The organism is Chelatococcus asaccharovorans (assembly GCF_003201475.1).
Lineage (GTDB): Bacteria > Pseudomonadota > Alphaproteobacteria > Rhizobiales > Beijerinckiaceae > Chelatococcus > Chelatococcus asaccharovorans.
This window is the reverse complement of the sequence record NZ_QJJK01000032.1, coordinates 1-10,990: the sequence shown is the minus strand read 5'-3', so window position 1 is coordinate 10,990 and position 10,990 is coordinate 1. Positions and strand designations below refer to the sequence as shown.

At 61.1% G+C, this 10,990-nt stretch carries 12 protein-coding genes; 9 read left to right on the top strand and 3 right to left on the bottom strand.

Annotated elements, in window-relative coordinates:
- Positions 1 to 214: 214 nt before the first annotated feature.
- The 8 genes from aph(3'')-Ib to C7450_RS33155 all read left to right on the top strand — a co-directional run bounded on the left by aph(3'')-Ib (position 215) and on the right by C7450_RS33155 (position 6,164).
- Positions 215 to 1,018, top strand: coding sequence for an aminoglycoside O-phosphotransferase APH(3'')-Ib (gene aph(3'')-Ib, locus C7450_RS33200; protein WP_001082319.1), 804 nt, complete (start codon positions 215 to 217; stop codon positions 1,016 to 1,018).
- Positions 1,018 to 1,854 carry an aminoglycoside O-phosphotransferase APH(6)-Id gene (locus tag C7450_RS33195; RefSeq protein ID WP_000480968.1) on the top strand — a complete coding sequence of 279 codons (837 nt, stop codon included), beginning with the start codon at positions 1,018 to 1,020 and terminating at the stop codon, positions 1,852 to 1,854. The genes aph(3'')-Ib and C7450_RS33195 overlap by 1 nt, the downstream gene beginning before the upstream one ends.
- 493 nt (positions 1,855 to 2,347) lie before the next feature.
- The gene (locus tag C7450_RS33185; protein ID WP_110378681.1) at positions 2,348 to 3,037 is read left to right on the top strand and encodes an AAA family ATPase; all 690 of its coding nucleotides are present in this window, start codon (positions 2,348 to 2,350) and stop codon (positions 3,035 to 3,037) included.
- Positions 3,000 to 3,272 (top strand): ribbon-helix-helix domain-containing protein, encoded by a 273-nt coding sequence (locus C7450_RS33180; RefSeq protein WP_050746808.1) that lies wholly within the window; start codon positions 3,000 to 3,002, stop codon positions 3,270 to 3,272. The genes C7450_RS33185 and C7450_RS33180 overlap by 38 nt, the downstream gene beginning before the upstream one ends.
- A 335-nt stretch (positions 3,273 to 3,607) precedes the next feature.
- The gene (locus C7450_RS33175) at positions 3,608 to 4,324 is read left to right on the top strand and encodes a helix-turn-helix domain-containing protein (protein ID WP_245450313.1); all 717 of its coding nucleotides are present in this window, start codon (positions 3,608 to 3,610) and stop codon (positions 4,322 to 4,324) included.
- 907 nt (positions 4,325 to 5,231) lie between these two features.
- On the top strand, positions 5,232 to 5,585 hold the full coding sequence (locus C7450_RS33815; RefSeq protein WP_146227628.1) for a hypothetical protein: 354 nt from the start codon (positions 5,232 to 5,234) through the stop codon (positions 5,583 to 5,585).
- Complete coding sequence (locus C7450_RS33160; protein WP_110378676.1) at positions 5,560 to 5,826, top strand: hypothetical protein; 267 nt, start codon at positions 5,560 to 5,562, stop codon at positions 5,824 to 5,826. Before C7450_RS33815 ends, C7450_RS33160 begins: the two co-directional genes overlap by 26 nt.
- A complete protein-coding gene (locus C7450_RS33155) occupies positions 5,826 to 6,164 on the top strand; it encodes a glutaredoxin domain-containing protein (protein WP_110378675.1) in 339 nt (112 codons plus the stop codon). The genes C7450_RS33160 and C7450_RS33155 overlap by 1 nt, the downstream gene beginning before the upstream one ends.
- 131 nt (positions 6,165 to 6,295) lie before the next feature.
- Here C7450_RS33155 and C7450_RS33150 read toward each other — a convergent pair whose 3' ends face one another.
- Positions 6,296 to 8,131 (bottom strand): type IV secretory system conjugative DNA transfer family protein, encoded by a 1,836-nt coding sequence (locus C7450_RS33150; RefSeq protein WP_110378674.1) that lies wholly within the window; start codon positions 8,129 to 8,131, stop codon positions 6,296 to 6,298.
- Positions 8,132 to 8,206: 75 nt separating this feature from the next.
- Positions 8,207 to 8,485: a mobilization protein gene (locus C7450_RS33145; protein ID WP_146227627.1), complete on the bottom strand. Its 279-nt coding sequence runs from the start codon at positions 8,483 to 8,485 to the stop codon at positions 8,207 to 8,209.
- Positions 8,486 to 8,759: 274 nt separating this feature from the next.
- On the opposite strand from C7450_RS33145, the gene mobQ reads away from it, so the two are divergent.
- Complete coding sequence (gene mobQ / locus C7450_RS33140) at positions 8,760 to 10,853, top strand: MobQ family relaxase (protein WP_110378672.1); 2,094 nt, start codon at positions 8,760 to 8,762, stop codon at positions 10,851 to 10,853.
- Between the two features lie 32 nt (positions 10,854 to 10,885).
- On the opposite strand, the gene C7450_RS35295 is transcribed toward mobQ, so the two are convergent.
- On the bottom strand, positions 10,886 to 10,990 hold a 105-nt coding region (locus C7450_RS35295; RefSeq protein WP_146227607.1), incomplete at its 5' end, for a Tn3 family transposase.

The following is a 10,990-nucleotide window of genomic DNA, read 5'->3' as shown; positions in this document are numbered from 1 at the left end:
AAACTGAAGTATCGCGCTGGGCCCAGCGCGATACTTCAGTTTCCGATCTCTGCAAGGAACTCGGCATCGAGCGCGTCACTCTCTACCGATATGTCGGTCCCAAAGGCGAGCTCAGAGACCATGGAAAGCATGTTCTCGGACTTACGTAGCAACTCGTTTCTTTTCGCAGGTTGAGCCACCTCCGCGCTTCATCAGAAAACTGAAGGAACCTCCATTGAATCGAACTAATATTTTTTTTGGTGAATCGCATTCTGACTGGTTGCCTGTCAGAGGCGGAGAATCTGGTGATTTTGTTTTTCGACGTGGTGACGGGCATGCCTTCGCGAAAATCGCACCTGCTTCCCGCCGCGGTGAGCTCGCTGGAGAGCGTGACCGCCTCATTTGGCTCAAAGGTCGAGGTGTGGCTTGCCCCGAGGTGATCAACTGGCAGGAGGAACAGGAGGGTGCATGCTTGGTGATAACGGCAATTCCGGGAGTACCGGCGGCTGATCTGTCTGGAGCGGATTTGCTCAAAGCGTGGCCGTCAATGGGGCAGCAACTTGGCGCTGTTCACAGCCTATCGGTTGATCAATGTCCGTTTGAGCGCAGGCTGTCGCGAATGTTCGGACGCGCCGTTGATGTGGTGTCCCGCAATGCCGTCAATCCCGACTTCTTACCGGACGAGGACAAGAGTACGCCGCAGCTCGATCTTTTGGCTCGTGTCGAACGAGAGCTACCGGTGCGGCTCGACCAAGAGCGCACCGATATGGTTGTTTGCCATGGTGATCCCTGCATGCCGAACTTCATGGTGGACCCTAAAACTCTTCAATGCACGGGTCTGATCGACCTTGGGCGGCTCGGAACAGCAGATCGCTATGCCGATTTGGCACTCATGATTGCTAACGCCGAAGAGAACTGGGCAGCGCCAGATGAAGCAGAGCGCGCCTTCGCTGTCCTATTCAATGTATTGGGGATCGAAGCCCCCGACCGCGAACGCCTTGCCTTCTATCTGCGATTGGACCCTCTGACTTGGGGTTGATGTTCATGCCGCCTGTTTTTCCTGCTCATTGGCACGTTTCGCAACCTGTTCTCATTGCGGACACCTTTTCCAGCCTCGTTTGGAAAGTTTCATTGCCAGACGGGACTCCTGCAATCGTCAAGGGATTGAAACCTATAGAAGACATTGCTGATGAACTGCGCGGGGCCGACTATCTGGTATGGCGCAATGGGAGGGGAGCAGTCCGGTTGCTCGGTCGTGAGAACAATCTGATGTTGCTCGAATATGCCGGGGAGCGAATGCTCTCTCACATCGTTGCCGAGCACGGCGACTACCAGGCGACCGAAATTGCAGCGGAACTAATGGCGAAGCTGTATGCCGCATCTGAGGAACCCCTGCCTTCTGCCCTTCTCCCGATCCGGGATCGCTTTGCAGCTTTGTTTCAGCGGGCGCGCGATGATCAAAACGCAGGTTGTCAAACTGACTACGTCCACGCGGCGATTATAGCCGATCAAATGATGAGCAATGCCTCGGAACTGCGTGGGCTACATGGCGATCTGCATCATGAAAACATCATGTTCTCCAGTCGCGGCTGGCTGGTGATAGATCCCGTCGGTCTGGTCGGTGAAGTGGGCTTTGGCGCCGCCAATATGTTCTACGATCCGGCTGACAGAGACGACCTTTGTCTCGATCCTAGACGCATTGCACAGATGGCGGACGCATTCTCTCGTGCGCTGGACGTCGATCCGCGTCGCCTGCTCGACCAGGCGTACGCTTATGGGTGCCTTTCCGCAGCTTGGAACGCGGATGGAGAAGAGGAGCAACGCGATCTAGCTATCGCGGCCGCGATCAAGCAGGTGCGACAGACGTCATACTAGATATCAAGCGACTTCTCCTATCCCCTGGGAACACATCAATCTTACCGGAGAATATCGTTGGCCAAAGCCTTAGCGTAGGATTTCGCCCTCTCCCGCAAACGACCCCAGATCGCGCGGCTAGGGCTTCGGGTTCCCCTCGCCCTGGCGCGCGTCCCCCGCCGTCGATCACGTCCCAGCGGGCGAGCGCATCGAGGGCGGCGCGGATAAGCGGCGGCAGATTGTCGTTTGCTGGTTCGAGTCGCATAATTTTCAATTATGGAACTGTTTTTATAGACGTTCCGAAATACTCGCAAAGTCTTTGAGCGCCTGCCTACCATGGCAGGCGTTTTCTATTTACCCCTATCAATATTGCTAGGGGTTTATGGTGCGGTGCAGCACACGCCGTTACTTGACGGATTCCGCGAATCCCCTCACCCTGTTTGCATTCCTGCATGTTAACATGTCGGGTGCGCGTAACGCTTCGTTAACCCTTACATTCCTACATGTTAACACTATGAAGATTCTCGCTGTCATATCGCAAAAAGGCGGGGCTGGTAAAACCACCCTCGCAACGGCGCTTGCCGTGGCCGCGCAGCAGGAGGGCCGAGAAGTCGCCTTGTTCGACCTCGACCCGCAGGCGAGCGCCTGCTTTTGGGGCGACCGGCGCGGAGCTAATAACGGCGGCATTGAAGCGCCGCCCGTTCGGGCCGTGAATTGGAACCGGCTGCGTTTCGACCTTGAGAAAATGAACGGCGCGGGCAAAGCCACCGGCCTAATCGTGATCGACTGCCCGCCGCAGCAGCGCGACATTGCCGCCGAGGCCATCCGCTTTGCGGATATGGTGCTGATACCGACGCGCCCCGAAGTGATCGACCTTCACGCGACCGCCGAAACAATCCGCACCGTGCAGCAGCAGGGCAAGGCCGCGCATGTTGTCCTGTCGGCTTGCCCGATTTCGGGGCCGGAGATCGAGGAAACAGAAAAATGGATAACCGGCAGCATGAGCGCGGAGCTTGTGCCGGTGCGGATTCATCAACGCAAAGCCTATTCGCGGGCAATGGCCGCAGGGCTTACAGCGCAGGAGTTTGAGCCGGACGGGAAAGCCGCCGCTGAAATTAAACAACTCTACATGTTCACATGTAGGCATTTATTTGGAGTGCAGAAAAATGGCAAAGCAAAGCAAGCAGTTTCTCGGCGCGCTTGATAGCATTTCGGCGGGCAACAAGCCTACGCCGGTTTCGGAACCGGCGCAGGCGAAGCCAGCGGGCCGCTATTATGCACCCTCACGGCAGGGCAAGCAGCTTGTGGGCGGACATTTGCCGCCGCAGTACAAGCGCACCCTGAAAATGCTTTCGGCGGAAACCGGCAAATCGCAGGAGGAGCTTTTGCGAGGCGCGCTCGACATGCTTTTCACGGCGCAGCGGATCGAGTTGCGCTAGTCCTGCATGTCGGCATGTCAACAAGCCTACATGTGGGGATTTTTCAGTTTTGGCGATTGAGGCCGACTCTGGCACCATAGCCGCACAAATTCCGCCGATTCTGGCGGGACTTACAAGGAGGGCGAAAGCCTAGAAACACAAAAACCCGCCAAGGGCGGGCTTCTGATAACCGGCGAGCCGGGGGAAATCGCATGTTGTGGTGACTGTGATTTTCCCCGAAACGCCGCGAGATTGCAAGAGGATTCTTGCCACGGCGGAGCTTTGCCTTTTTTCAGGCTTTGCGCGCGCCGTGAGCGGCCAGCCCTTCGGCGGTTCAACCGAACCGAAGGAGCATCATGTTTTCAGCTATTGGGGATATTGCGGGCCAACCCACCCGCGCCGAGCGCCGGACTTATCAGCCCGTGCGGCGCAATTCGCGCGCCGTAGGCCGCGAAACGGGTTTCTGGCGTCCTGTGACGCGCAAAGAGGTTGAGGCGGTCATTCTAGCCGCCGAGAAGCTGGAGCTTGCCACGAAGCGCGCAGGGCGCGGGAAAGGGCATCGCAACGGGGCGCTAGGCGCGGTTGCCATCGAGATTTTGCGCCTGTTTCAAAACGTGGTCGATTTCCGCACCGGCAGGCTAGACCCGTCCATTGATTACCTCATGGACAGGCTGCAACGCTCGCGCGGGGCCATCGTGGCGGCGCTGAAGGCGCTACGCGATCACGGTTTCCTTGACTGGCTGCGCCGCTATGTGCCGACCGGCGGGCAGGGCGCGCGGGGGCCACAGGTGCAGCAGACCAGCAACGCCTACCGGCTCACCTTGCCGCAGCGGGCAAGGGTCATGCTTGGCCGGTATTTCCAGCCCGCGCCGGTTCCCGACGATCACAGCCACCGGCAGGAGCAGCAGGCGGCCGAGATCGAGGCGCACCGCGCGGGGCTTACGGAGCTTGAAAGAACCATGCTTGACGTTGACCCCGACGATGGAGTCGGCGCGGCGTTGATCCGCATGGCACAGGCCCGCGCAGCGCGCAAAGAACGTGAGTCTTCAACGCAGACTGAATCCCTAATCTAGTTTTATATCTTATGCGGAAACGGGCTTACGCCCGTTAAATCAGCGGAGCGGGGGCTTTCGTGTTCGCTTCGCGAACGCCCCCGCACGTCTTTTTTCTTCCATCCCGACCGCCAGCTTACCGACATGCTCGCTCTGGCAAGGGGCGGGTGCTCGCCATGCTCGACTAGGGCGGCTTCGCTCGCCCTGGTCTGCGCGTGGCTCCGCTCCCTCGCAGATCCGCTGCGCGGATTCGCTCGCCCTTGCCTGCCGCTGCGCGTGCCGGTGCGCGTGAGGTATCGGGACGGGGAACATCAAGGCCGCGCTTCGCGCGGGTTCGCTTCTCGCCTTCGGCGGGAATCGAACAGGGAACAGCGGAATTTTCAGAGAGCGACGACCGGCGACAGCGCGGGCCGAGAGATCGAGCAAATTGCTTTCCGAGGAAAGCAGGCGGCGGGATCGAGCATCGACCGGCAGGCCCGCAGCAGGCGGATTTTCCGCTGTGATCGAGCCTTTCGGCCCCGTCAAATTGCTGTTTTCAGGCCCTTGAGGCTGGAAAGGTGGCACAATCCCCCACGAGCGCCCGGCTAGGACTTCGTTTCACTTCGTCCTGGCGCGCTCTCAACCAGCACCGGCCCGACCGTTCAAGCGCCCAAATGGTGCAGCGGGTGCAGGCGCAAAGCGTCCTGCACCCCTGCCACGTGGCGAACGCGGGGGGCAAGTGTCAAGGGCGCAACCGGAGCCACGCGCAGGCCGCGCAGCGGCCGAGCATGGCGAGGATTGCGGGCGAAGCCTTTACCCTTGACGCGCGCGAGGGGCAGCGCCCCAGCCTTCAAAGCATAGATCATCCGGCCAAGGGCCGGATTCCATAACCTCTTAAATAAATCTTGCCGATTTCCTGATAGTATTTGGTTCAGGGAAACAAAAAGGCATGATTTGGATAGAAATTCCGGTTCGCCATGAACCGATAATCTACAGAGCAAAAAGATTTATGGGGCTTGTGCCGCGCGAGCAGCGGAAGAAGGTCTATAAATTTGCCAACCAGCCCCAAGCCATGCGGCTTTTGAAAAAATACGACTTCGATGCCGGATTTATTCAAGGCCGTTTGATTTGGGACATGCTCACGCGCGCCGATTGGATTCCTGAAATTTACCCAGTGCAGCGGCGGAAGGCCCGCGCGGAAATCCGCGCGATCCTTGCCAAAGCGCCAGCATCGGAGATTGCCGACGAAATAGAGCTTGAAGAAAGGATAGAACACTATGAGCGAGCGGAAACAGATTTATAACGTCATGGTGCCGGAGGAATATGTCGGCGCGGACAGGGTGGCACGAACCAGCTATTTTCAAGTTGGCGTTGCCTTCCCGACCAAGAGCGGGGAGGGGCTTAGCGTGAAGCTGGCCCCGAATGTCAGCCTTAGCGGCGGGTTCCTGATCCTGCCCCGCCAGCAGCGGGACACCGGCAGCAGCGCCGCACCCGACGCGGCGGCCGACTTCTCGACCGGCGCAGGCGAGGAAATCCCGTTCTAGTGCAGATCATCGTTTACACCCGCCCGAATTGCTCGCCCTGTATCGCCACCAAAAGGGCGCTACAGCGGCGGGGGCTGGCGTTCGAGGAACGCAGCGCCGACGAACCAGCCGCGCAGGCCCTAGCCGCTGCGCACGGCTACACGGCCGCGCCTATCGTGCAGGCCGGTTCGCGGTCGTGGTCAGGCTTCCGGCCCGACCGGATCGAGGGAATCCGGCCTGCCGATGCAGAGCCGAAACAGGCGCAACCGGAAAACTTTGACATTGTGGCGAAGACTTCGCTAATAATGGGGCTATGGAATTACACGAAAATTTTAATTCACAAGTCCACCCGTTGCTAAGCAACTTTATGGACGAACCGGAAAATATCGCTGCTGTGTTCCCCTCTCTTGAGGAAATACAGAAGCGAGCCGATTTGATCTACGGTCAACTAAGCTGGAAATAACGAAAAGCCCCCGTTAGGGGGCTTTTTCTACGCTATGGCGCGGCCTATCTTGCCGCCGATTAGTCCCACGATCAGGGCGGCAATGGCACAGATGGCAACGGCAAGAAGCACTTGCCAAAAACTCGACGGGCCTATGTCGCGGAGGGGCGCGAAAAACCAGATTATACCGCTGTACCCGATGAACCCGCCCGCAAGCATCCCCATTGGATGAAGGGAGCGGGAGTTTTTGGCGACACGCCACAGCAGGGCGAGGGCCTGTGACATAAAGACAGGGGCGCTCAACAGAAGCGCGGCGAAAACGCCCTCTCGGGCTGAGGCGGCGAGGATAAGCAGGCCGAAGCCAACGGCGGCGAGCGCCCATGCATATTGCAGACCTTCCAGCCCATCCGAGCCGTTATCTGCACTGCCCTGCACCGTTGGCGAGGGTTTTACAGGCGCGGCCTCTGTCCAAGGTTGCGCTGCGCGGTTCTGCATGAAGTACGGCGCGAGCCGCAATTGCAGAACCTTGCCACGCGGTAGAAAGACGATCATGGAGCGGGCCACCGTATCGCCCGCCGCCTCATCTTTGCCTATGAGCGCTGCGATTTCATCCGGCGTCAGGCGGGGTTTTCCGGCGCGCTGCATGGCATAGTTATGATCGGCTACCGCCTGCGCGTTGTCACGAGCTGCCCATGCGTCATGTTCGATCACGGCGCGGTGTTGCGGTGGCCCTTCCGCGATTTCTTCCGGCGTCAGGTTGCCGATTGCGCCGCTGATATAGCGCAGGGTGGAGCCGTCCTTATCGTTGCCGAGGAAGCAATGCACCGCCGCGTTAGTCAGGAAAGTTTGCGCGCCTTCTTGGCCGTACAGGTCATTTAGCTGGCCGAGGCCCTGCACGAACGGCCAGAGCGTGACGCCCATGGAGCGCATACGGCCAGAGGCTTCCGCGACCTCTTCCAGCTTGCCGAGCGAAAAGAACTCATCGAGCAGGAACAGGCAGCGCCGCCCGCCTTCGACCGGCTTGCCCATTTCATGCAGCGCCGATTTCACGAACAGGCGCAGGAAGGCCGAATAATTGGCGATATAGTCAGGCGGCAGGACGAGGAACAGGGACGCCTTGCCCGTTTTCAGGTCAGAAAGCCGAAAATCCGAATGGCCGAGCGCGGCCGCTATAGCGTCATCGTCGAGCCATTGTGTCGAGCGCTGCGCGAGGCCGAGGAACTGGCGTTCTATCGCCTTTTCCGTGGTCAGGGCGGTGCAGATCATCCGGCCAGCGCTACGGATAAGCCCGCCGAGGCGGGCATCATCCGCCATGCGCTGCGCGTCCTCATACAGCGCTTGTTCATCCTGCATGAGAATTTCCCGCACCGTGGCAAAGGTGCGCGCGGCCGGTGGAGCGTTTGCCACGACATAGGCACACAGGCCCGACAGGATCGAACGCGCGCCTTCCGTCCATTCCATGTGGTCAGCGTTATGCGATACGACGAGGCCGGAGCCGATGGACAGCAGCGCCGCGCGAGCGCGCGGGCTGGCGGGGTCAATATCGGCAAGCGGGTTGATTGCAACCCGCAGTCGGTCAGGAATTTGTCCGCGCGGGATTTGCTCGAAAGGGTCGATCACGGCGACCTCTTGGCCGAGGGCTTCCCGCGCCTGCCATGCAAGCGTGGCGTTTTCGCCTTTGGGGTCGATCACCAGCAGATTATGCGGCCAGCGGCGGGCATTCTGGACGAGCAGGCCCGCGCCTTTGCCTGTCCCGGAGCCGCCGACCGTCAGCGCGTGAATTTCAGTTTCATAGCCGATTTCTTGGCCGTGCTGATCGAGGCCGAGAAAGAGCGCGCCTTCGTGAAAACGATAGGGAGCGGGGTTGTCGAATTTATAGGCCATAGCTGGAATCCCGATTTGCCCGCTACGGTCAGAGCCGCGCGAGTTAGGTTGATGCTATCAAGGTCTTGCGCCTTTTCAGTCGTTGCCGTTTAGCGGCGGGAGATTGAACAACGCGCGATCATCTGCGCGCGTCACGTTCTTTGCAATTTGCTGATCGAGGGCCGCAGCAAACGCGGCATCATATTTTGCGTGTTCAAGCGCGACAGCCCCCGCCAGAATTTTCCGGCGCGTGTCCTGTTTGCGCTCTTGCGCTTTGACCTTGGCCGACTCCTGCCGGATGCGCTCATTAATCTGCGCCTGCTTAGCCTGCAATGCGGCTAACTTCTGTTCTGGCGTTTGTCTTTGTCTTGCCATGGCACTACCCCTCAACACTTCCACCATAACACAAAATTAACGGAGGTTGCAATATTATGAAAATATGCGATTGTGCGATACAGGAAACGGCGGAGCGGGCGGCAGCGGATTACCAAAGGGCGCACTTATACAAACTTCGTTTGTGTGCGGTCAGGGAAACCCCGACACCCCTTTTCCCCATCGACCGATGGGGAATTGCCACTCTAAAGCCGTGGCGGGGCTTGTCCCTCAATTGGCGGGACGGCCTTTTGCCCTTGGCGCGGGAGCGTGACGCATGGCGCAATATCGCTTTGCCTCGCAGATCATCGGACGGGCCAGCGGTCGCAGCGCCGTTGCGGCGGCAGCGTACCGCGCGGGGCAGGCCCTGACCGATGATCGCACCGGCCTTGTGCATGATTTCAGCCGGAAGCGCGGAGTCGCGCTTGCTGAAATCATGGCACCCGACAACGCCCCCGACTGGATGCGCGACCGTGCGCAGCTTTGGAACGCGGTCGAGAAGATCGAGACGCGCACCAACAGCCAGCTTGCCCGCGAAATCCAGCTTTCGTTGCCGCACGAATTGACCGAGGCGCAGCGGATCGAGCTTGTCCGCGGCTTCGTCAATTCGCAATTTGTCGCCCGCGGCATGATCGCGGATATTGCCATCCATCGCCCCGACCATGACAGCGACGACCGCAACCACCACGCCCACGTCATGCTGACCATGCGCGAGCTTACGGCGGGCGGCTTTCATTCCAGCAAGGCGACCCCGACCGCCCGAAGCTGGAACGATAAGGAGCTTTTGCAGACGTGGCGCGAGGAATGGGCCAGCCAGCAAAACCGCATCCTTGAGCGCGAGGGCCACGCCGCCCGCGTCGATCACCGCAGCCTTGAGGCGCAGGGCTTCGACCGCGAGCCGCAGGCCCATCTAGGCCCGTCAGCGCATGGCATGGAGCAGCGCGGCGAGCGTTCGCGCATTGGCGACGAGAACCGCGCCAAGGATGCAGCGAACCAGAACCGCGCCGAGCAGCACAGGCGGGAGGCGGTTATCAATCTGGCGATCGAGCGCCACCGCCGCCAACATGCCGAGCAAAGCGCTTTGCGCGTTCATGCGTTGCAGGACGCGCAGCGCCTTGACCTGATCGACCTTGAGCGCCGCCACCACCGGCAGGCCCTCATACAAGCCGCCGCGCTCGAAAAGCAGTATGGCGCGGCACAGCGCACCATGAGCGCGGAGCTTGCAGCGGTGCAGGCCCGCAGCCAAACGACCGGCTGGCGCGGTCTATTGCGCAAGGTGACGGGCGCGGAGAAGCGCGACCAGCAGCAGGCCGCGCGCCTATCGGCCACGCTTGGCAGCATCGAGCAGCGGAAGGCCGAGGCGGTTGGCACGTTGCGGAACCAGCAGGCCGAGGAACGCCGCGCCGTGCAGGCAAAACAGACCGCACAGGAAAACCAGCTCAAGGCCGAGCTGGCGAAACAGGGCGCAGCTCGTGAGCGGGCGATTTTGGGCGAGGCCCCGACCCGCGCGGCGCTACAGGCCCGCGCGGCCGTAGAGCGCCAGCAGGCGCAACAGCCGACCGCCGCGCCCAAGAGGCCCGACCGTTCGGAACAGTGGCGCAATCGCTACCGGAAGCCGAAGGAGTCGACCGGCCGCGCGCGCGACCGTCAGGAGATCGAGCAGCAGGCCGCACGACCCGACGCGGCGACCGTACAGGCCCGCGCGGCCGTGGAGCGCCAGCAGGCGCAGCAGCCGACCGAGCGCGCCGCCAGCATCACGGCCCGACAGGTCGAGCCGTGGCGCGTGAAGGTTCCGGCGCGCGCCGTGAAGCTGGACGCGCGGCAGATCGAGAAGCAGGCGCAGGAGAAGCCCGCGCCGAACGTGGAGCAGGAAGCCATGAAACACGATTTCGACAAGGCCCGTATTCGCCCGCAGGAGCCACGCAGAGCGCCGACAGCGCCCGAGTTTGTGGCGAGGCCCGCGCCTGCCCCCTCGCCTTCTGGCGAGGTTCCACGGCCCGCGCAGCGCATTGTTCAGGACGTTCCCGCGCCGGCACCACGCCGGCAGGAGACGCCGGCACCCGCGCCGGCCAAGAAAGATTGGCGGCAGGCAACCAATCAGCAGCCGAGGGCGCCGCAGCCGCCGAGGGATTGGAGCGCCCCGGCCGAGCGGCAGCAGGCACCAGCACCGGCCGCGCGCAAGGATTGGGACAGGCCGCAGGAGAAGCCCGCCCCGCAGCAGGCCAGCAAGGCGAGCGAACCCGCGCCGCGTAAGGATTGGGGCGCAGCAGCCCCCCGCAAGGATTGGAGCGCACCGGCCACCGACCGGCCGCGCGAGATTAAGAGCCTGCCCCCGCGCGGGCTGGCGAAAGACCGCGACCGCGACAGATAGGGGTCGTTTGCGGGAGGGGGCGGAATCCTACGCTAAGGCTTTGGCCAGCGATATTCTCCGGTGAGATTGATGTGTTCCCATCCGAGCGGCGAAACATGGGCCAAGAGATCGGGCGATAGCAGCTTTCCATCGCGTTT

Excerpts from the sequence above, each read along its gene's own strand:
- C7450_RS33195 (WP_000480968.1), top strand. The coding sequence starts at position 1,018 with ATGTTCATGCCGCCTGTTTTTCCTGCTCATTGGCACGTTTCGCAACCT.
- C7450_RS33185 (WP_110378681.1), top strand. The coding sequence starts at position 2,348 with ATGAAGATTCTCGCTGTCATATCGCAAAAAGGCGGGGCTGGTAAAACC.
- C7450_RS33180 (WP_050746808.1), top strand. The coding sequence starts at position 3,000 with ATGGCAAAGCAAAGCAAGCAGTTTCTCGGCGCGCTTGATAGCATTTCG.
- C7450_RS33175 (WP_245450313.1), top strand. The coding sequence starts at position 3,608 with ATGTTTTCAGCTATTGGGGATATTGCGGGCCAACCCACCCGCGCCGAG.
- C7450_RS33815 (WP_146227628.1), top strand. The coding sequence starts at position 5,232 with ATGATTTGGATAGAAATTCCGGTTCGCCATGAACCGATAATCTACAGA.
- C7450_RS33160 (WP_110378676.1), top strand. The coding sequence starts at position 5,560 with ATGAGCGAGCGGAAACAGATTTATAACGTCATGGTGCCGGAGGAATAT.
- C7450_RS33150 (WP_110378674.1), bottom strand. The coding sequence starts at position 8,131 with ATGGCCTATAAATTCGACAACCCCGCTCCCTATCGTTTTCACGAAGGC.
- C7450_RS33145 (WP_146227627.1), bottom strand. The coding sequence starts at position 8,485 with ATGGCAAGACAAAGACAAACGCCAGAACAGAAGTTAGCCGCATTGCAG.
- mobQ (WP_110378672.1), top strand. The coding sequence starts at position 8,760 with ATGGCGCAATATCGCTTTGCCTCGCAGATCATCGGACGGGCCAGCGGT.